Raw genomic sequence first — 21,146 nt, 5'->3', positions numbered from 1 at the left:
AAAACTTTTATTATGGCTTCGCCGTCTATATTTTCAAAAAACGCCTTGAAAAACTAAATGCGAAGCATATCAAAACGTCTTTTGGGAAGAGGGGATAGGGTCTGGGGAAGGGGAGAAACCCTTTTGCTAACGCCCAAAAGGGTTCCTCCCCTTCCCCAGACGCCGGAGGCATCTTACAAAATTTTGCTGATAGCTGAGAGGTCGGAAATTTTACCGACGGTAAGCAGGGTATCACCGGCTTCGATTACTTCTTTAGGGCCGGGATTGAATACCATTTCGCCGTTACCTTTTCGGATAGCGATAATAATCAGGTTAAAGCGCGGGCGAATTTTGGATTCAATCAGGTCCAGACCGACCAGCTCGGAAGAATCGGTAACGAAAAGCTCTTCCATCTGCAAGTCGATTTTGCCACGCATGGCAATATCAAGAAAGTTTGTGACGGTGGGACGAAGCACAGACTGGGCCATGCGTATTCCCCCGATTGTATGCGGCAGCACAACACGATCCGCCCCGGCAAATTCAAGACGCGAAATACTGGCGGTATCATTGCCACGGGCAATAATATTCACATTGATATTGGACTGACGGGCTATGAGGGTAACATAGACGTTTGCGGCCTCATCGGAAAGTGCGGCAATCAGGGTCTTGGCATTGGCTAACCCGGCCAGCTTGAGGGTTTCATCGCTGGTCGCATCCCCTTCGATGCAGGCAATTCCGGCTGCTTCCATTTGCAGGACGAGTTCAGGGTTGCTTTCAATAACTACAACATCAAGTCCCTCGTCCATAACCTCTTTGGTTACAATAGCACCGATTCGACCATAACCGCAGACAATAATATGATTTTTTAATTTACCAATTGTCTTCTGCATCCTGCGTCTCCCTAAAATTGCCTGCAACCGCCCTTCCACCAACAGCTGTGAAAAAGCACCGATCAAATATGCAAAACCACCCACACCGCCGAGGATGAGAATAGAAGTAAAAAGTCTGCCGTCATCAGAGAGCGGCAGCACTTCCATAAATCCCACAGTGGAAAGGGTGATCACAACCATGTAGAAACTATTCAGTAAATTCCACCCCTCCAGCCACATGTAGCCGATAATACCGCCGATAAAAACAAGCGTCATATAAATGAAACCGGAGATAAGCCCCCAGAACATTCCGAAATCACGCCTTAAGCGGAGCAGCTTTACGAATATGGATTTGGATTTGGATTTCATTCCCGACAGTCCAGTTTGATTGTTAACCGACAGTATTATCCGAGACTGAGAATTTTCTCCCGCAAACTCTGGATACGGTCACGCAACTCAGCCGCTTTTTCGAACTCAAGCTCAGCAGCGTATTTACGCATATCTTTTTCAAGCTTACGTACTTCTTTTTCCATTTTTGCGGGATCAAGTCCATACTCGGCCACATCTTCAGCAGCGATCTTGACCTCTCCGCCCGACCAGTTATCAGAGTACAGTGTTCCCAGCATATTATCCAGTGATTTAGCAATGGTCTGAGGCACGATCCCGTGCTCTTCGTTGTACTCTATCTGTTTGGCGCGGCGACGGTAAGTTTCGTCCATAGCCGTTCGCATGGATTGGGTAACATTATCTGCGTAAAGAATAACCCGTCCCTCGGAGTTACGGGCTGCACGCCCGAAAGTCTGAATAAGGGAACGGGTGGAACGCAGAAAACCTTCCTTGTCCGCGTCAAGAATGGCAACGAGTGATACTTCGGGAATATCAAGCCCCTCTCGAAGCAGGTTAATCCCGACAAGAGCGACAAATTCCCCGGCCCTCAGGGACTGGATAATCGCCATACGCTCCATGGTATCAATGTCCGAGTGCAGGTACTTGGCCTCCACACCCATCTGATTGAAGTAGTCGGTCAGGTCTTCAGACATGCGCTTGGTCAGGGTGGTGATCAGCACTCGCTCACCGCGCTTTTCGCGCTCTTTGCATTCGGCCAGCAGGTCATCCATCTGCCCTTTGACCGGGCGGACTTCAATCTCAGGATCAAGCAGTCCGGTAGGACGGATAATCTGTTCGACGACAAGCCCTTGAGCCCGTTCCATCTCCCATGGTCCGGGAGTTGCGGAAACATAGACAGTCTGCCCGATTTTGTCGAGGAATTCTTCGAAGCATAACGGACGGTTATCAAGGGCAGATGGCAGCCTGAATCCGAAGTTGACCAGCGTAGTCTTACGCGAACGGTCACCGTTATACATAGCACCGACCTGCGGCACAGCGATGTGTGATTCGTCCATGAACAGCAGAAAATCATCCGGAAAATAATGAATCAGGGTTGCGGGTGGCTCCCCTTCCTTACGCCCGTCCAAATGGCGGGAGTAGTTTTCAATGCCGTTGCAGTAGCCGATCTCTTCGATCATCTCCAGATCATACATGGTGCGCTGCTCTATTCGCTGCGCCTCAATAAGCTTGTTGCCAGCTTTATAAGCGGTCAGGGTCTCAGTCAGTTCATTACGGATATCCTCACGCGCACGTTCAAGGTTATCCTGATCAGAAACAAAGTGGCTTGCCGGGTAAATAACTGTCTTGCGCCTGCGCCCGGTAACTTCACCGGTCAGCGGATCGGTTTCGAGAATGGAATCAATCTCGTCACCGAAAAATTCTATGCGTAAAGCCTGCTCACGGCTATAGGCCGGAATAATCTCGATCACATCGCCGCGTACCCGGAAAGTCCCACGGTGGAAATCGTAGTCATTGCGCTCGTATTGCACTTCAACCAGTTGATCCATAAGTTTTTCCATGGACAACTCCTGACCTTCCTCAACCGGGATAATCATCTTGGCGTAAAATTCCGGCGAACCAAGACCGTAAATACAGGAAACAGAAGCTACGATCAGCACATCGCGGCGGGTCAGCAGCGCATGGGTTGCGGAGTGACGCAGTTTATCAATGTCATCGTTAATAGATGAATCTTTCTCAATGTAGGTGTCAGAATGAGGAAGGTAGGCTTCCGGCTGGTAGTAGTCGTAATAACTCACAAAATATTCAACAGCATTCTGCGGAAAAAGGGCCTTGAATTCATTGAAAAGCTGGGCCGCAAGGGTCTTGTTGGGCGCCATAACCAGCGTAGGCCTATTTAATTCTTTAATGGCATTGGCCATTGCAAAAGTTTTACCTGTACCGGTAGCACCGAGCAGAACCTGGTCCTGCACTCCATGCTTGATATTTTCCACCAGTTGCTTAACTGCTTCAGGCTGGTCGCCCTTGAGTGTATAATCACTAACAAGTTCAAAATTGTTCGCCATTATGGTAGGTTCCCGACTTGTGCTGTTAAATTAAAATAGTTATGTTACGCTGATAAACAAGCTGAACAAGCACATTAAAACATTCATTTTGCGAGGTAGCAATGATTCCTATAATCCAGATTGAAAACGGCGAAATCCCCATCCAGCGCGGATACGCCCTGTCCATGATTATCAAAAGCTTTAAAGGCCGCCGTGACGTGGAAGTCCATCTCTTCCGTCCTGAGTGGGATGATGCTGATGCAACAGAAATCAAATGGGACAACCTCTTCGGCAGTCCGGCAGCACTCGATGCAGTTCCCAACGAAGAAAAAGACCGCAAAATCATCCTCGAATCATTCACCAAGGATGAGCGTGATCAGGTAGTTGATTATCTTAAGGACCACTACTCTTCAAGACTTGAATCCATCTTCTCAACCCCCATGGAATTTCCCGTACCCACAGGTCTGCCGCCGCTTTCCTCCATCACCGAAGGCAAAGATATCGGACTGATCAAATTCGAGAAAGTACCCCATTTCGACCTGCCCTTCGCCCTGCGCGGCCTCTACAACCTCGGCGCTCACCGCCCGCTGGTTGAAACCCGCGAAGGTGATGATAACTAGTTTAGATTTTACTATTTCACATCATCATATTGTATTAAAAAAGCGGAGGATTTTCTCAAATCCTCCGCTTCTTGATTTCTAGCTCAAAATCTCCGATATCATCTCGTATTCCCCTTCCATAAATTCCCATCGTCCCCGCAAGGCCGGAAACTCCAAGGATTCATCAAGCTTCTCGAGAAAATATTCCCGGCTCACTTCTTCGGCCCCAAGGGATTTGAGATGATCTGTGGGCTGCTGGCAATCCACAAAATGAAAATCACGGTTCTTCAACCATTGCACGAGATAAGAAAAACCGAACTTGGATGCATCAGGTTCGAGAAAAAACATGGATTCCCCGGAAAAGAACTTGCCCAAAGATACGCCATAAAGCCCTCCGGCAAGGTTTCCATGCCTGTTCCAGACTTCCACACTGTGTGCAAAACCGAGCTTATGAAGCTTGACATAGGCCTCAATCATCTCCGGCAAAATCCAGGTCCCGGCCTGACCCGGTCGGAATTTACGCGCACAATTGGCGATAACACTTTCGAAAGCGTGATCAAGGGTAACCGTATATTCCTTTTTCCTGACCTTGCGCCGCACCCGCCGCGAAACATGCAATTTATCGAAATCAAGAATCAAGCGGGGATCGAGCGACCACCACAGGATCGGAGAATGCTCGTCATACCAGGGGAAAATACCCGAGGCATAAGCAGAAAGCAGCCGTTCGGGGCTTAAATCTCCACCTACGGCAAGCAGTCCGTCCGGCTCCGCCTCTTCCGGATGCGGGAATACGGGGTCTTCAATCAATCTGTAAACAACCATAATAATCCTTTGGTTTCCGCCTATACTTAATAATAACCGATAATTGGAATTTGGCAATAGAGTTTGCTCTATTATATTGGATGATTATTTTATAATTTATGTCAATTTAAAAGGGGAAGCTTTCAGATGAAAGCCTCCCCCAATAATACCTTATTTATTCAGTTGAAACAGCTACTTCCTGCCCACAGGCTTGAACTTAAAGCTGAGCTTCTCATCTTCGCCCTTGCCGGAGGTAGTAACCTGTACGGTTCCTCCCTTGACCAGCTTGCCGAAAAGGATTTCATCTGCGATTTCATCCTTAATGGACGTCTGAATCAAACGGGCCATAGGTCTTGCACCGTAAGCCGGATCATGCCCCTTTTCCGCCAACCAGCGGCGGGACTTCTTGTTAAGCTCGATAGAGACCTTGTTGTCCAACAACTGTCCGTTCAGTTCCTTGACGAACTTATCGACGATCAGTTCCATGACATCAATCTGCAGGGAATTAAACGGCACGATAGCATCAAGCCTGTTTCGGAATTCGGGGCTGAAAATCCTTTCTACCGCCTTGAGTCCACGGTCCTTATCGTCGCCGCCCTTCACGCTGGCACCGAAACCGATACCACCCTTGGCCATTTCACGCGCTCCGGCATTGGAGGTCATGAGCAGGACAACATGCCTAAAATCAGCCTTACGGCCATTGTTGTCAGTCAGGGTTGCGTAATCCATAACCTGCAGGAGAATGTTAAATACATCCGGATGCGCCTTTTCGATTTCATCAAAAAGGATCACGCAATGCGGATTCTTGCGCACACCTTCTGTAAGCAGACCGCCCTGATCAAAACCAACATAGCCCGGAGGTGCACCGATGAGTCGGGCCACCGCATGCTTCTCCATGTATTCACTCATATCAAAACGCATGAAATGAACGCCCATTGTGGAGGCCAGCTGGCGGGCTAATTCAGTCTTACCAACCCCGGTAGGTCCGGTAAGCAGGAAAGAACCGGTAGGTCTACCGACCTGCTTCATCCCGGCACGGGAACGCAGTATTGCCTTGGTGATAAGGTCAACAGCCTCATCCTGTCCGAAAACAACGTTCTTCAGGTTGAGATCCAGTTCCTGCAGGCGGGAACGATCGGACATTGTGATACGCCTTGTGGGGATACGGGCCATCTTCGAAATGACCTTTTCCACATCGGCAACCACAATGCGGTTATCCTTACGCTTGCGCTGGCTAAGGTTATAAAAAGCCCCTGCCTCATCAATAACGTCAATCGCCTTATCCGGCAGAAAACGTTCGTTGATATGCCTTGCGGAAAGCTCCGATGCCGCCTTGATAGCCGAAGGAGCATAAACCACGTTATGGTGTTCCTCGTAGTAAGGCTTAAGGCCCTTGAGGATCTCTATTGTTTCATCGACCGATGGTTCGGTGATATCGATCTTCTGGAACCTGCGGGAAAGAGCGCGGTCCTTTTCAAAATGGTTCTTGTATTCCTCGTAAGTGGTCGCACCTATGCAACGGATTTCACCGGAACCGAGGAACGGCTTGAGGATATTGGAAGCATCCATAGAGCCGCCGCTGGTAGCACCGGCACCGACGATGGTATGAATTTCATCCACAAAAAGGATGGAACCTTCCTTATGCTTCAGCTGGCTGAGCACACCCTTGAGCCGTGATTCGAAATCACCGCGATACTTGGTTCCGGCCAGCAGCGCTCCCATATCAAGAGCGAAGACATCGGTGTTTTTAAAAGAAGCGGGGACATTTCCCTTGGCGATGGCAAGAGCCAGACCTTCGGCCATAGCGGTCTTACCTACACCGGGATCACCCACAAAAATGGGGTTGTTCTTACGTCTGCGGGAAAGCACCTGCAGAGTGCGTTCAACCTCGTTATCGCGGCCGATAAGCGGATCAATCTTACCATCACGCGCACGCTGGGTAAGGTTGGTAGTGAACTCCTCAAGCGGAGACTCTTTGCCATCCTTGCCACCGGCAGGACTTCCTTCCGGAGACGCACCGCTTCCGCCGTGCTGGGGATTGGGACTGATATCCAGCCCTTCGGTCCAATCGCCGCTTTCGCTCATGGAATGAGAGATATATTCAAGAATATCGAGGCGCGAAATATCATGGGTCTTCAGGAAGTAAACCGCATAGGAGTCTTCTTCCTCAAACATGGCAGCGACCACGTCGCCTACCTCGACCACATCCTTTCCGGCTGCCTTCTTCTGCCATATAGCCCTTTGCAACACACGCCTGACACCCAAAGTCTGGATAACCTCGGTATCAACGCCTGCGGGCAGGGGTTCGAGATTTTCATCAAAAAAACGTTCCAACTGGCTACGGAGCTTGGGAAGCTCTGCACCGCACCCGGCAATGATGTCCGCTCCAACCTCTTCCTGAATTATCGCATAAAGCAGATGTTCGAGGGTGAGGAATTCGTGATTCCTAAGCCTGACTTCGTTAACCGCAGAAGTCAGTGCTTGTTCCAATGCCTTACTGAGCATACTAGACCTCTTCGATTGTGCATTTCAGCGGATAGCCAGCCTGCTGTGCAAGCTGCTTGACCATTTCAACGCGTGTTTCAGCAACTTCTGCCGTATAAACTCCACACACTCCGACCCCATCATTGTGGACCTTGAGCATTATCTGCGTGGATTCCTCTTCTGTTTTCCTGAAAACCTGCATGAGCACGACTACAACGAATTCCATGGAAGTATAGTCATCATTGTGCAGCAGCACCCGGAACTTCCGCGGTTCTTTAAGCTCATCCTCCAGCAGTACATCAGACTCAAAATCTTCTTTATATTCAGCCATTTTATTTATTTCTTAAATTTTTTTATGTTTGACTATACTTAACAATAAGAACAATTTCCCGACCTGTCGAGGAACAATTTGTTATTTATAAGCTATAATTAACTTAAATTATCATAACACCGAAATCTTAAAGTAACTCTTTAACCTCTTCAGGAGTGAACACAAAATTCTCATCCGGCTCCAAACCTGCATCTCTCCGGTAATCCCTGTTCAACTCATGGTATGTACTTTTACAGGAGTCTTCGGACCTGAGATTCAAAATTTGTGCGCAATTCAAAATTCCGTCTTCACTACCTTCAACTTCAATAAACGGGCCAAATGGGAGCAGATCCAGACAGACATGGCAACCTTCAAATTCCCATTCTTCCCTGATCTTTTCGTAACTAAATACCGGAGAATAGCCCAAAACCTGCAATGCTGCCACGGTTTCATCAAAATTTGAGACTTCGGTTTCATGTTCAATATAAACCTTGGCCTTACCCGATGTTATTGTAGCGGGAATCCGCTTAACGGTCATGGTCACTTTATCCGCCTGCCGAACACGCAGCAAAGCGGAACGCTTGTAAAGAGTCCGGCCGGAATCATCGAGCACAATATTGCGCTCGTAATGCCGGGTTAACAGAGTACCACCCTTTTCCTGCATAATTTCCCGAGCTTTGTCGTGATTGGCATTCAGGTATTTCAATTCAGTTTCAAGAGCCATTTTACTTTTCTCTCTAAGCTTGAAGTGCTACAAAATTTTAATAAAGGAACATTATTGAAGGACACGATCATGCATAAATATTTATACATTGCGGCAGGCGGTGCAGCCGGAAGCCTCTGCCGATATCTTGTTTCCGGTGTAGCCCAGCGGATGGTGGATTCACCTTTTCCTGCAGGGACATTTACAGTAAACATGCTCGGCTGTCTTCTTTTCGGGTTGGTTACCGGTATGTTTGAAGACCGGCTTGGTTTCCCACCGGAGATGAGGCTTCTGATCCTGACCGGATTCATGGGCGCATTCACCACATTTTCCACATATATGTTTGAATCCGCAAACCTGGTAAAATCCGGACAATGGGCTATGACCGCCCTGAATATAGGAGGCCAGAGCGTTCTAGGATTTTTCTGTATTATAGGCGGATTGGCACTGGGCAGACTGGTAGTTTCCTGATCAAAACAACTTTATTACCCGGAGAACCTGCAATGACATTAACCGAAAAGGCTACAAGACTCAAAATTTTCACAGGGGAAGAAAACAGGATCAGGCACCGCCCTCTCTACGAGGTAATCGTAGAGGAAGCGCGCAAGCAAGGACTTGCCGGAGCATCCGTCTATCGGGGGGTAATGGGCTACGGTGCCAACAGCCAGGTTCGCACCACATCCATTCTCAGACTTTCAGAGGACCTGCCATTAATAATAGAAATTATTGATCAGCCTGAAAAAATAGAAAAATTCACAGAATTCCTAAGCGAGAACATGACTGAAGGGCTGGTTACTTCTGAAGAAGTAACCATAGTCATTCACACACACAACAAAGGTGAAAAGCAAAAAAAGTAAGTCTACCGGTTACAATAAGTTACCACCGCTCCGGCAATATTCTTGAGCGGCACAATTTTATCAACACCGCCCTTCTTGATGGCTTCCTGCGGCATTCCGAAAACTACGCAGGAAGCTTCATCCTGCGCGATGCAATATGTTCCGGCATCGTGCATCTCCTTCATACCCTTAGCTCCGTCATCACCCATTCCGGTCATGATAACAGCTACAGCATTCTTGCCTGCGCTGGCAGCACCGGAACGGAAAAGCACATCAACCGAAGGTCTATGACGGCTGACCAGCGGCCCATCTTTAATTTCCACGTAATAACGCGCACCGGAACGCTTAAAGAGCATATGCTTGTTACCGGGAGCGATCAGGGCCTGTCCTCTCAATATACTATCGCCATCCTTTGCTTCTTTAACTGTTATCTGGCAGATGCTGTTCAATCTTGAAGCGAACGCGGCGGTAAATTTCTCAGGCATATGCTGCACGATGGCTATCCCCGGACAGTCAAGAGGCATGCTTTGTAAAAAAGTCTGGATAGCCTCGGTTCCACCTGTAGAAGCGCCTACAAGAACAACCTTTTCCGTGGTCTGTAAAGTTGTCGTCCGGGGTCTGGATTTTGGCAAAACCGCATCTGCGGAAAGCTTGGGCTGCACATTCATAGGCCGGGCAGTAAGCTTACTCGGCTTGGTCATGGCAGCAGCCTTGACCACATCACAAACCCTGATACTTGATTCTTCAAAAAATTGTTTGGTACCTATTTTCGGCTTGGTGATTACGTCAACAGCCCCGTATTCAAGAGCTTTCATATAGGCATCTGATCCCTGCTCAGTCAAAGTTGAGCAAATAACTACCGGGATCGGATGCTGGGTCATCAGCTTACGCAGAAAGGTCAGCCCGTCCATTTTGGGCATCTCGATATCAAGGGTTATCACATCAGGGATAACCCGCTTCATAACCTCCGCAGCGGCAAACGGGTCTCCGGCACTGCCGATGACTTCAATGGACGAATCTGTAGAAAAAAGCTGCTGCAATGCCTGACGAACAAGAGCGGAATCATCGACAATCAATACCTTGGTTTTCTTCATCTTCACTAAACCTTTTGATAAACAGTGGGCGCAATCTGCCTTACAGGGAGTTCCATTCCCGAAATACTTTCAGAGTGTCCAATGAAAAGATAGCCTCCCTTGGAGAGCGTGGCACAAAATTTCTTGAACAGCGTGTACTGTGTCGCACGGTCAAAATATATGACAACGTTACGGCAGAAAATTATATCTTTATGATCTTTGAATGGAAAAGGTTCCATGAAATTAAGTCTCCGAAAGTCTACTTTCTTACGCAGTTCAGGTTTTACCCGCACCAAAGGCTTGGCTTTATCTTTGCTTTTTAACAAATACTTTTTCTTTAAAGCCATTGGAACAACATCAACCTTACTCATTGGATAAACGGCATTCATAGCCTTCCGCAAAATATCTGTTGATATATCTGTGGCCATCAAGGAATACTTAAAATTTTTATTTCTTTCAGTAAATTCATGTAGAACCATACACAAAGTATACGGCTCCTCCCCGCTTGAGCAACCTGCGGACCATACTTTGATAGGTCTGCTGTTGCGCTGGCAGAGATCGGGAAGTACCGTGCTCAGCATCAATTCAAAATGCTTCGGCTCGCGAAAGAAATCAGTGGTATTAGTGGTGACAACATCAATGAGCTGAGTCAGTTCCTTTTCAAAACCGCCGGGGCTGAACAAAAAATCACAATACTGCGAATAGTAACTGAAACCCAGTGCACGCAATCTCTTCTGAAGCCGGGCCTCAAGCATTGTTTTTTTAGATATCGGCATTTTTATGCCGAATTCCTCTTTGATCAACTTGCTGAATTTTCCAAAATCAGCATCGCTCATCTTGGTATTCAGCCCTATTGTACCGCGCGCATTTTCATTATTATTCTTTGGAGCCATCAACCTGCCGCCTTTACTTCAGCCAAGACAGTCCTGAAAAGTTTTGGGATATCGAGGATCAAGGCAAGTGTTCCATCACCTTTGATTGTCGCACCTGAAATACCTTCCACATTACGGTAAACACGTCCGAGACTCTTGATCACTGTCTGGTGTTCACCTATAACAGTATCAACAACAACCCCGATTCTGCTGCCTTCAAGACCGGTAATTACGATCTGTTCAATTGGAGGTGATTCTCCTTCCACCTCAAACCACTCGCGTATCCTGATATACGGAACAATTTCACCACGCAGGTTTACAAATTGCTGCCCGTTGGCATCTTCAACATCCTTGCTGGTAAGCTCGACACATTCCTCAACCAGAGAAAGTGGAATAACGAAATAGTCATCACTGACCCGGACCTGTAAGCCATCAATAATAGCCAAAGTCAGGGGCAACCTGATTGTTATAACTGAACCTACGCCTTCTTTACTATCAATATCAATGCTTCCGCGCAGAGAATCAATGGCACGCTTAACTACATCCATTCCTACACCACGTCCGGAAACGTTGGTGACACTCTGCGCGGTGGAGAAGCCGGGTTCAAAAATCAGATTAAAAATTTCCTTGTCAGAAAGATCCTGATCGGCACTTAGAAGCCCTTTTTCAACCGCCTTGGCTTTAATGACATCTTTGGACATACCTTTGCCGTCATCCTCAATGAGAATCATGACATCTCCACCGGAATGCTCAGCGGAAAGAGTAATTTTACCGCGACGGGATTTGCCCTTTGATTCACGTGTCTGTGGATCTTCGATTCCATGGTCAATGGAGTTTCGCAACAGGTGAACCAGAGGATCACTGAGACGCTCGATGACGGTTTTATCAAGCTCAGTCTCGGCACCATTGGTATGCAGATCTATCTCTTTGCCCAGCTCTTCAGAAAGGTCTCGCACCAAACGCCTGAATTTACTGAATGTGGTTCCGATGGGCAGCATACGAATACCGAGAGTGCTGTCCCGCAATTCATCAGAAAGACGTTCCAACTCTTCGGAGAGGGCTGTAAGCGCAGGATCACCCTTGGAGCTTACGACCTGACTAATCTGGGCCTGAACGATGACCAACTCACCCACTAAATCAACAAGATAGTCAAGCTTTTCAGCAGAAACCCTGATAGATGAAGCGGTGTCAATCTTCTTTTTGCGGGTCTTTTTGGCAGTACTCTTAAACTGCTTGGTCGCGTTCTGCTCAGCAAGAGCACTTTCAACCTTCTCCTTGCTGACCACACCTTTTTCAGTGAGCAACTCACCCAGCGGTTTCTGGTCCGCAAGAACTGCGTCAATAGCCTCGGCGGGGACATCTCCTCTTTCAACGAGAATTTCACCAAGCTTCTTCACCTGACCGGTATCCGCCTGTTCCTCTTCCTTGTCATCAGATATAAAAGCATCGGCAACATCTTCGCGGGCAACTTCCCGAACATTAACTGTCACCGGAATGTCTGTGAAAAAGAAAATTTCTTCAATGGACATGGAGTCGGCGTCGCTCTCGAAAACAACATCCCACCATGTATCAGCTTCTTGATGGAGTATTTTTGAACGGACTTCTCCAAGCCTTCCAAGCTCCTCCATGAGAGGGTCGAGACTCTTTTCATCTACATTGCTACCGACAGCAACTTTAATGACGATCTGGAACAAGCTTTTAAGCGGTTCCTGTTCCGCAACAGGCTGAACTTCAGCATCCTGAACAGATGCTGCAACCTCTTCGGCTACATCTTCAGCAAGCTCATCCTTTGCCGGAGTAATCCCTCCCAGCGATCCGGAAGCAACATCCCGCAATCCATCCAGAATGCCGTTACCAAGTGCGAAATCTCCTTCACCGGAAGAAGATTCAAGCATGGAGTATATATGATCGCGAGCAGCGAGCGACAATGTCAGCAAGGGTTTTGAAATAGCAAGTTCGCCGTTCCTGACCGAATCGAAAACAGTTTCCACTTCGTGAGTAAATTCGGCAATAGCTTCAAACCCGAACATGGACCCGGACCCTTTGATTGTATGCAGGGCCCTGAATACACGGTTGATGATATCCATATCATCAGGAACATCCTCAAGCTCAAGCAATGAGGTTTCAAGCTCACCCAGCAGCTCGTATGCTTCTTCTTTGAAAACTTGAGTCGTCATATCATCTGACATAAAAAATACTCCAGATCATTTGAATAGGCTGATAAACAACTTTTATTTTTAAACATTTAATCAATTTCAATCAAGCAGTATAATTATCATACACGTAAAAAAATAAAAAAAGGCCCTTTGATACCAAAGAGCCCGATAATGATTGAATTGTCACCCTATTTGAAGAGGAAAAAACACACAGCTTAACCATCTATCCAGTTATATTATAATTTTTTTCGACGCGCCAAAGCTCTGAGGGTCTTACGCCTGCGGTAACGACGTACAAAAAACAGCGCGATAAAGTAAGAAAGGATAGACAGCGGAATACCAAGCACAACCCCGCCGAAGATCAAAATAGTCACGCCCTGCCAGCCGATTTCCATAAAATCGGAAACCGCCCATGCTGAAGGATCAAAATTAACATCCAAGGGCAGGAAAAAAGTCCCGATCTTGAACTGGACATAGTAAAAAAGCAGCCAGTTTAAGGGATTTGAAATCCATGTTGCGATTGCAGCAGCAATTTTGCTGCTGCGAGTAACGAATGCCATCGCCACCGCAATAACAGTTTGTAACGGCAATCCCGGTATAACCGGAAAACATCCGCCGAAAACCCCGCAGGCTACACCCATTGCAATATTGTGAGGCGTAGCGTTAATCCGCATCACCTTAAGATAATACAATTTGAAAAGCCGCTTGAGCTTTTCAGTCCAACTGTAATTATTCTGCATCAACTTCCCTTTGCTGATTTGTGCATTCCCGCCAATTAAGCCCATGATTAATCAAGGACATCAAAACGGTGGAACTTCATGACAAAACCGGCCCTTCCCTGCGTAGCCGATCTTAAATCGGTTGAAAAACCGAACATATTGCGTAATGGAGACAAAGCATGAACAATTTTCTGCCTATTGCGGTCAAGCATGTTTTCAATGCGCGCCCCTTTAGCACCCAGAAGCCCGATAACATCACCGACGAACTCATCAGGAACTGAGACCTCAACATCCATGATCGGTTCCATGAGTCTCGGTGTGGATGCGGCCAGAGCAGCTTTCAAAGCCTTGCCCGCAGCCATGTGGTAACCGGGCACACTTGATTCCCCGTCACGCTTACGTAGTTCAAGAATGCGCACCTTCACATCCTGAACCGGAAATCCCTTAATCACACCACTCTGCAGGCCGTCATCTACGCCTTCTTCAACTGCATCCATCCAATCAGAAGACCATTCTCCGGGATCAATTTCAAAAACAATATCCCTTCCTGCTCCACGTTCCTGCGGTTCAACAGCCAAACGCACAAACCCGTAGTGCTTGTCTTCACCGAGCAGCTTATCAAATTCTACCTCGCCCTCAGCTGCTTTACCGGGAACTTCCTGATAGACAACCTGCGGTTTGCCCGATCTCGGATCAAGCTTGTATTCTCGGCGCATGCGATCCAGAACGACTTCAAGATGAAGTTCACCCATACCGGAAAGTATAATCTGTCCGGTATCTTCATCTGTCTTCAGTGCAAGAGTCGGATCTTCCTGCAGGTACTTATCAAGTACCTCTTCAAGCTTATCGGATTCATCTACATTACGAGGCTCAATCGCCATGGAGATTACCGGCTTGTACATTTCGATCTGCTCCAGCACCAGCGGCGTATTCGAAGTCGAAAGGGTATCGCCTGTGCGGGCCTCTTTAAGCCCGGCGGCACAGACAATATCGCCGACTCCAGCGACATCAAGACGCTCTTTGCGCCCGGCATGCATTTTAAACAAGCGGGCTAACCGCTCATCCTTGCCCTGCGTGAAATTCTTTACTGTATCCCCGGCTTCAACCTTGCCGGAATAAATGCGCATGAGCACCATCTTACGCCCAGAATCCATGACCACCTTGAAAGCAAGGGCCTGAAACGGACCAGTCACCACGGGCTCGACAACCTGCTCTACACCGGTTTTAGGGTTAATTCCGCTGACTTTTGGTGCTTCCAGCGGACTGGGCAGGTATTTACCAACTCCGTCCATCAAAGGCTGTACGCCCACATTTTTCAATGCTGAACCGGCAAAAACAGGAACCAGCTTCAAAGCGAGGGTTGCCTTGCGAATGACTTCGTCAATATACTTGGCGTCAATGTCATCTTCCAGATAACGTTCCATGAATTCATCATCCACTTCAGACAAGACTTCGCACATACGCTCCCGCCAGGGAGCCAGAAATTCATCATCCTGCTCATCCAGATCAAGGACATCAAATTCTTCGCCATTGCTACCCTGATCAAACACCAGCTTCTTCATGCCGATAACGTCATAAACAGCTGAAAATTCATCACCGGAACCGTCAGGAACCTGCACAGGAAGACTTGTAATGCCAAGCTTATCGGACATGGATTCAAGGACGGCCTCAAAATCAGCCCCGAGCCTGTCCATCTTGTTGATAAACACCAGCTTCGGAACGCCGTAAGATTCACTCTGCCGCCAAACAGTCTCAGACTGAGGCTCAACACCGCCAACAGCACAAAAGACACCTACTGCGCCGTCAAGCACGCGCAAGGATCGCTCTACCTCGATAGTAAAATCGACGTGACCGGGAGTATCGATAATATTTACAGTTTTATCATCCCAGTAACAGGTCGTTACCGCCGAAGTAATAGTGATACCACGCTCCTGCTCTTCAGGCATGTAATCCATGGTTGCGGTCCCTTCATGAACCTCACCCAAACGATGGATACGCCCGGAAAAATATAACATGCGCTCGGTAACCGTGGTCTTACCCGCATCAATATGCGCTATAATCCCAATATTACGTATCTTTCCAATACCTTTGACAGAAAAATCAGATTTAGCAGTCACGGTCCACCTTCCCAGTCTAAATACTTATTCAGCTACAGCCAGAGCTACGCATTCCCGCTTGAAAAAAGAACTATTGAATCCATTCCAAATCCAGCATCCTTCCTGACCATGGGCGAGTACAATATTTGAATTCAGCAACGCATCCCCCACAAGCTCGGCAGGAACAACAACAGCGCCGGACTCAATTTCATCAAGGGAATCCTCATCAACTTCCACAAATTCAACATCCGGATGAACAAAAGCAAGCACATCCATATCAGGGGAGTCTTCTTCCTTACAGACTGATATACTGGAAATTTCCGGTACGCGCCAGTAGCGCAAACCGGGACCGTACGGCACAAAATCAGGTTCGCCACGCAAATCGAGCACTGCGCCATCCACACCGCAATGGACGACCGAGAGGATCAACTCCTCTACTTTTTCCTGCGGCAGCTTGACCACATCTTCCTGACCTGCCAGCTCGAAACCAGCCAATACGGACTGGGGTATCTCGCCGTCACCGCAGAACACAGCCAGCACATTCCTCACTCCGGCAGCAAGAGCCGGAGCCAGAGCAGCCAGAATACGTACCGGGGATACCGACTTCGCATCAAGAAGCAGCAGAGTCCAATCCAGAGGAGCAGTCACAACCTCAGTTTCAAAACCTCCGCGCCATGTGTTCACGTTCCAAGTTTTACTAGGTGCTTCGGACGAATTAACACCGTAAACCTGGGCGATTGTCTTTTTCAGCCACGCGCGCTGGGCGGGTAAAATTGATTCATAGGCTTCTGCGAAAATTCCGTCTTCTATCTGATAATCCTGCAGCCATTCTGGAAATTCAAACATTCTGGGGCCTCCGGCGGTTCTCATATTTCGCCGCCAATCTATCAACAAGTAGGACTAAATAAAAGCCCGGCAGACATCAGTCTGTCGGGCTGCTTGCTGGATATGAAAAGAAAACTAAAGCCAATCAACCAGTTCTTTCCAGCTTCCCTGTAATCTTTCACGTTCTTCCTGTGAAAGAGTCTTCTGGTGTTCATAGTAGGACATCTCAGCCTGCTTAATGGCATATTTCTGAACCTTGGGCAGGTCTTTAAAATTGCGAACTACATAAGCATACCTTTTCCACGCTGAACCGTAACGCCCTGAGCGCCAGAAAAAGTCCGCAATGTAAAGCTCATGGTCAGCCAATGCTCGACGACATTTGGTAATGTAATCTTTGGCGGCCTTGGCATATTCACTTTCCGGGTATGCTTCCTCAACTCTGTAAAAATATTCAAGAGCTTCGGTAACGTTATTCTGTGGCCGGTCAATTGAGCTGAAAAGGTTGAAGTTACTTACACCGATCTGAAAAAGAACATACGGAATTTCCTTGTTACCCGGATGGAGCGCGGAAAATTCCTTGTAAGCCTCGGAAGCATCGAAATATTTTTCATCAAGAAAAAAAGCATCACCAAGGCTGATTTCAGCTTTGATGGTATAAGGACTGAAAGGATAGCGGTCTTTCAGTTTGGAAAAATATTCGGTCGCATCAAAGTACTCCTTCTCCTTCATGGCTTCTACACCGGCTTCATAAAGCTCCTGTGCAGTATCCTCAGGCTTGGGAAGGAAGTAATAGTCGATGAGTCCGCAACCGGAAAGACTGATTAGAAGAAAAGAAGCTAAGACAAAAGATAAAAATTTATTTCGCATTATTTATGTTCCAGATATGCATACGCAGATGTGGCGGCTGTTGCGCCATCGCCAACTGCAGTGACAACCTGTCTGCATTTTTTGGAGCGGATGTCACCTGCTGCGTATATTCCGGGAATACTTGATTCCATTTCGCAGGTTGTTTTTATAAATCCATACTGGTCAAGCGCCAGCTCTTCAGGAAAGAAGCTGCACACTGCGTCAAATCCGACAAAAATAAATACTCCGTCCACATCAAGAACGGAATATTCACCGGTGGCTACATCCTTGATCTCTAAACCGACCACTTCTGTATCACCGACAATTTTAGAAACAACTGAATTCAGGACAGGCTGAATAACCGGGTTAGCAAGACATTTATCCTGATAGACCATATCCGCTCTGAATTCTTCCCTGCGATGCACAAGGTACAGCTTCTTAACAAGCTTGGAAAGATAGATAGATTCTTCAAGAGCTGAATTACCGCCGCCAATAACGGCAACAACTTTATCGCGATAAAAATTGCCGTCACACAAAGCACAGTAGGAAACCCCGCGGCCAAGCAGTTTTTCCTCGTTTGGAACTTTCAGCTTTCGAAAAGTAACCCCGGATGTAATAATGATCACCCGGCTTCTCACATGATCACCGCTTTCTACCACAACTTCATGATACTCTTCCCCTGGAATGATTTGTGTGACCTCATCATAAACATGATCAAACGAATATTGTTTGACATGCCTATCCATTCTATCGGCCAACTCGTACCCTTTGATTCCATCGGGGAATCCAGGGAAGTTTTCCAGTTCATCCGTCAAGAGCATCTGTCCGCCATGGGACATCTTCTCGATGGCAAGAAAATTAACTCCTGCCCTCGCAAGATAAAGGGCGGCCGCCATTCCGGCAGGGCCGCCCCCAATAACAACGGCGTCATAAGACTTCATTTACAGAGCCTTGCTGCTGATCATTTCCTTAATGCTGCTTTTGGAAACTGCGCCAGTGGTCTGGTCTACAACTTCTCCATCCTTGAAAAGGATGAGGGTAGGGATTGCACGGATACCGTACTTACCTGGGGATGCAGGGTTATCGTCAACGTTCATTTTGCAAATTTTGATCTGGCCGGAGAATTCTTCAGCAAGCTCGTCAATCACAGGACCCATTGCACGACAGGGTCCGCACCACGGAGCCCAGAAATCAACCAGAACAGGCTTATCACTATTGAGAACTTCTTCTTGGAAATTGGAATCGGTTACCTGCAAAGCCATGGTTTTCTCCTTGTTACAGTATTCAGGTAGCTGCGTCTTCGCATTGAGACACATCAAATTGTCTTAGTCCGGTACACTCCTCTGTCAGGAGTGTTCTTCAATTTCAGAAATCTAATTATCGTTGCCCAGTGTGTCAAGATGAACAGGCACAACAGGCGTACACTTAAATTCTATAATACCCGCCCTTAAGCGCAAAGGCAACACCCACTTAGAACATTTAACCTTCGCAAATCCAGTCTGAAGGAACCACCCGTCCACGCGGAATAGCCTCAAGATCAAAATCATGCCGGCATCCTGCTTCAGCCATAAGATACCCGGCATATGCGATCATAGCACCATTGTCAGTGCACAAATGCATAGAAGGAAGCACTAAAGGAATTGAAAACTTTTGCGCAACATCGGCCATAACAGACCGGACAACCGAATTAGCTGCAACGCCTCCGGCAACAATCAAAGACTTAAGCCCACGATTGCCTTTAAGCGCCCTTTCAACCTTTACTTCAAGAGTTCTTCCGACCGTATAATTAAATGAGGCCAACATATTTTTGCGCGCCTCAGAAATCTCGGCAGATTCAGCCCCTTCTTCAGGTAGCCCCATAACATCAAGCCTCAGATCGGAGTGCTTATTGACATAGTTCGCAACCGCAGTCTTCAGGCCGCTGAAACTGAAGTCGAGATTATCATTATTCACATAAGGAACAGGAAAAAGCTTCTTATCAACAACGCCCTGTTTCCCAAGATCATCGACCAGCTTGCCACCGGGATAAGGTAGGTTTAAAGACTTTGCGGTCTTGTCGAACGCCTCACCTGCCGCATCGTCAAGAGTGCGTCCAAGTAGAGTGAATTTTTGCGGACTTTCAATAAGGTAAATATGGGTATGTCCACCGGAAACCAGCAATCCCAATGAGGGAAATTGTAGTTCCTGCTCCAGACCTGCAGCTGTTAAATGCGCCCAGAGATGATTGACTCCGACCAACTTTGCACGGCTGGCAAGAACCAGCCCCTTGGCAAAGTTCAAGCCCATAAGCAGGCAGCCCTGCAATCCCGGTCCTCTGGCAACAGCAACCACATCAATATCATCAACGGTCAAATTCTGTTCTTTGAGAAGTTCCCGAAGCAGCACAGGCAAAACCCTTAGATGCTCACGGGATGCAATTTCAGGAACAACACCGCCGAAAACAGCGTGAACATCGACCTGAGAAGCAAGTTTCTCAGCAATCAATTTACCGTCTTGAACAAGAGCGAGCCCAGTTTCATCACAGGAACTCTCAATACCAAGGCAGAGCATTATCCCTCATGCTCCTTATAGATAGCACTGATAGTTTCCACTTCATGGCGGGAGCCTATGAAGAGCGGAACACGCTGATGCAAATCATCAGGCTCAATATCAAGTATGCGACGGGTTCCGTCTGTTGCCCGGCCACCGGCCTGCTCGATAAGCATAGCCATGGGCGAAGCTTCACAGAGCAAACGCAGTTTACCACGTGGTTTGGCAGGGTCACGGTGGTCAGCAGGATACATGAATACACCGCCATATATCAGATTTCGGTGGAAATCTGCTACCAACGACCCGATGTAGCGCAGACTGTACGGTTTACCGTGGATATTTTTTGTAGATTTGAAATGGCCAACGACTTCTTTAGTCGCCTCAGACCAGAAGGGCCAATATCCTTCGTTCACGGAATAAATTTTTCCGGTATCCGGTATCTTGATACTGGGATGAGAAAGCAGGAACTCCCCTACCCCCGGGTCAAGTGTGAAACCGTGAACACCATCACCGGTAGTAAAAACCAGCATGGTTGAAGAGCCGTAAAGGATATAACCGGCAGCCACCTGCTCACATCCAGCCTGCAAAACGTCAGTGGACTGAACAGGTGTTCCAAGTTTACTTTTACGACGGAAAATGGAAAAAATAGTCCCGATATTTACATTAACATCAATATTGGAAGAGCCGTCCAGTGGGTCGAATATAATGATATAGTTTCCTTGCGGAAGACCGTGGGGAATCTCAATAATATCCGCGTTTTCCTCAGAAGCCATTGCACAGAGGACACCGGAACGTGCCATACGGTGGATCAGGATACGGTTGGCGTATTCGTCCAGCTTCTTTACTTCCTCACCCTGAACATTGATTTCCCCCGTAAAACCGAGAACATCAACAAGGCCGGCCTTGTTCACTTCCCTTGAAATAATCTTAGCGGAAAGAACCAGTTCATTGAATAAATGGGTAAACTGCCCGGTTGCTCCGGGGATTTGTTTCTGGTGCAGTAAGAGGTGCTCAGTAACAGTGATCTGCTGGGTCATTTATCCTCCTTCGGAATGTCCC

At 47.6% G+C, this 21,146-nt stretch carries 20 protein-coding genes; 3 read left to right on the top strand and 17 right to left on the bottom strand.

What is annotated here, in order from left to right; genetic code table 11:
- Nucleotides 1–173 precede the first annotated feature (173 nt).
- Both ACNI29_RS16660 and uvrB read right to left on the bottom strand, forming a co-directional pair.
- Nucleotides 174–1,217 (bottom strand): potassium channel family protein, encoded by a 1,044-nt coding sequence (locus tag ACNI29_RS16660; protein WP_419779497.1) that lies wholly within the window; start codon nucleotides 1,215–1,217, stop codon nucleotides 174–176.
- 35 nt (nucleotides 1,218–1,252) lie between these two features.
- Nucleotides 1,253–3,259, bottom strand: a complete 2,007-nt coding sequence (uvrB, locus tag ACNI29_RS16655; protein WP_419779496.1) for an excinuclease ABC subunit UvrB — start codon at nucleotides 3,257–3,259, stop codon at nucleotides 1,253–1,255.
- A 101-nt stretch (nucleotides 3,260–3,360) separates the two neighbouring features.
- Here uvrB and ACNI29_RS16650 point away from each other — a divergent pair, with 101 nt between their 5' ends.
- Nucleotides 3,361–3,858 (top strand): hypothetical protein, encoded by a 498-nt coding sequence (locus ACNI29_RS16650; RefSeq protein WP_419779495.1) that lies wholly within the window; start codon nucleotides 3,361–3,363, stop codon nucleotides 3,856–3,858.
- 78 nt (nucleotides 3,859–3,936) lie between these two features.
- Here ACNI29_RS16650 and aat read toward each other — a convergent pair whose 3' ends face one another.
- From aat to ACNI29_RS16630, 4 genes are all read right to left on the bottom strand, one after another.
- A complete protein-coding gene (aat, locus tag ACNI29_RS16645) occupies nucleotides 3,937–4,659 on the bottom strand; it encodes a leucyl/phenylalanyl-tRNA--protein transferase (protein WP_419779494.1) in 723 nt (240 codons plus the stop codon).
- A 171-nt stretch (nucleotides 4,660–4,830) separates the two neighbouring features.
- A complete protein-coding gene (gene clpA, locus ACNI29_RS16640; protein WP_419779493.1) occupies nucleotides 4,831–7,143 on the bottom strand; it encodes an ATP-dependent Clp protease ATP-binding subunit ClpA in 2,313 nt (770 codons plus the stop codon).
- A 1-nt stretch (nucleotide 7,144) separates the two neighbouring features.
- The gene (gene clpS / locus ACNI29_RS16635) at nucleotides 7,145–7,453 is read right to left on the bottom strand and encodes an ATP-dependent Clp protease adapter ClpS (RefSeq protein ID WP_419779492.1); all 309 of its coding nucleotides are present in this window, start codon (nucleotides 7,451–7,453) and stop codon (nucleotides 7,145–7,147) included.
- A 127-nt stretch (nucleotides 7,454–7,580) separates the two neighbouring features.
- Nucleotides 7,581–8,156, bottom strand: coding sequence for a class IV adenylate cyclase (locus tag ACNI29_RS16630; protein WP_419779491.1), 576 nt, complete (start codon nucleotides 8,154–8,156; stop codon nucleotides 7,581–7,583).
- A 69-nt stretch (nucleotides 8,157–8,225) separates the two neighbouring features.
- Here ACNI29_RS16630 and crcB point away from each other — a divergent pair, with 69 nt between their 5' ends.
- On the top strand, nucleotides 8,226–8,606 hold the full coding sequence (gene crcB, locus ACNI29_RS16625) for a fluoride efflux transporter CrcB (protein ID WP_419779490.1): 381 nt from the start codon (nucleotides 8,226–8,228) through the stop codon (nucleotides 8,604–8,606).
- 32 nt (nucleotides 8,607–8,638) lie between these two features.
- Complete coding sequence (locus ACNI29_RS16620) at nucleotides 8,639–8,992, top strand: DUF190 domain-containing protein (protein WP_419779489.1); 354 nt, start codon at nucleotides 8,639–8,641, stop codon at nucleotides 8,990–8,992.
- 2 nt (nucleotides 8,993–8,994) lie between these two features.
- On the opposite strand, the gene ACNI29_RS16615 is transcribed toward ACNI29_RS16620, so the two are convergent.
- The 11 genes from ACNI29_RS16615 to fbp form a co-directional block, all read right to left on the bottom strand.
- Nucleotides 8,995–10,065 carry a protein-glutamate methylesterase/protein-glutamine glutaminase gene (locus ACNI29_RS16615; protein ID WP_419779488.1) on the bottom strand — a complete coding sequence of 357 codons (1,071 nt, stop codon included), beginning with the start codon at nucleotides 10,063–10,065 and terminating at the stop codon, nucleotides 8,995–8,997.
- 5 nt (nucleotides 10,066–10,070) lie between these two features.
- Nucleotides 10,071–10,937, bottom strand: a complete 867-nt coding sequence (locus ACNI29_RS16610; RefSeq protein ID WP_419779487.1) for a CheR family methyltransferase — start codon at nucleotides 10,935–10,937, stop codon at nucleotides 10,071–10,073.
- Nucleotides 10,937–13,105: a chemotaxis protein CheA gene (locus ACNI29_RS16605; protein ID WP_419779486.1), complete on the bottom strand. Its 2,169-nt coding sequence runs from the start codon at nucleotides 13,103–13,105 to the stop codon at nucleotides 10,937–10,939. The genes ACNI29_RS16610 and ACNI29_RS16605 overlap by 1 nt, the downstream gene beginning before the upstream one ends.
- A gap of 203 nt (nucleotides 13,106–13,308) precedes the next feature.
- Nucleotides 13,309–13,812, bottom strand: a complete 504-nt coding sequence (locus ACNI29_RS16600) for a DUF2062 domain-containing protein (protein ID WP_419779485.1) — start codon at nucleotides 13,810–13,812, stop codon at nucleotides 13,309–13,311.
- 47 nt (nucleotides 13,813–13,859) lie between these two features.
- Nucleotides 13,860–15,908 carry an elongation factor G gene (fusA, locus tag ACNI29_RS16595; protein ID WP_419779484.1) on the bottom strand — a complete coding sequence of 683 codons (2,049 nt, stop codon included), beginning with the start codon at nucleotides 15,906–15,908 and terminating at the stop codon, nucleotides 13,860–13,862.
- 24 nt (nucleotides 15,909–15,932) lie between these two features.
- Nucleotides 15,933–16,733 carry a hypothetical protein gene (locus tag ACNI29_RS16590; RefSeq protein ID WP_419779483.1) on the bottom strand — a complete coding sequence of 267 codons (801 nt, stop codon included), beginning with the start codon at nucleotides 16,731–16,733 and terminating at the stop codon, nucleotides 15,933–15,935.
- Nucleotides 16,734–16,847: 114 nt separating this feature from the next.
- A complete protein-coding gene (locus ACNI29_RS16585) occupies nucleotides 16,848–17,579 on the bottom strand; it encodes an outer membrane protein assembly factor BamD (RefSeq protein WP_419779482.1) in 732 nt (243 codons plus the stop codon).
- Nucleotides 17,579–18,499 (bottom strand): thioredoxin-disulfide reductase, encoded by a 921-nt coding sequence (gene trxB / locus ACNI29_RS16580; RefSeq protein ID WP_419779481.1) that lies wholly within the window; start codon nucleotides 18,497–18,499, stop codon nucleotides 17,579–17,581. The genes ACNI29_RS16585 and trxB overlap by 1 nt, the downstream gene beginning before the upstream one ends.
- On the bottom strand, nucleotides 18,500–18,820 hold the full coding sequence (gene trxA / locus ACNI29_RS16575) for a thioredoxin (protein ID WP_015851695.1): 321 nt from the start codon (nucleotides 18,818–18,820) through the stop codon (nucleotides 18,500–18,502).
- Nucleotides 18,821–19,037: 217 nt separating this feature from the next.
- Nucleotides 19,038–20,108 (bottom strand): tRNA (adenosine(37)-N6)-threonylcarbamoyltransferase complex transferase subunit TsaD, encoded by a 1,071-nt coding sequence (tsaD, locus tag ACNI29_RS16570; RefSeq protein WP_419779480.1) that lies wholly within the window; start codon nucleotides 20,106–20,108, stop codon nucleotides 19,038–19,040.
- The gene (fbp, locus tag ACNI29_RS16565) at nucleotides 20,108–21,124 is read right to left on the bottom strand and encodes a class 1 fructose-bisphosphatase (protein ID WP_419779479.1); all 1,017 of its coding nucleotides are present in this window, start codon (nucleotides 21,122–21,124) and stop codon (nucleotides 20,108–20,110) included. Before fbp ends, tsaD begins: the two co-directional genes overlap by 1 nt.
- Nucleotides 21,125–21,146: the final 22 nt, after the last annotated feature.

It is taken from the genome of Maridesulfovibrio spiralis (SeqCode), from assembly GCF_048571135.1.
Taxonomy (GTDB): Bacteria; Desulfobacterota; Desulfovibrionia; order Desulfovibrionales; family Desulfovibrionaceae; genus Maridesulfovibrio; species Maridesulfovibrio spiralis.
This window is presented reverse-complemented; position numbering and strand designations above follow the sequence as displayed.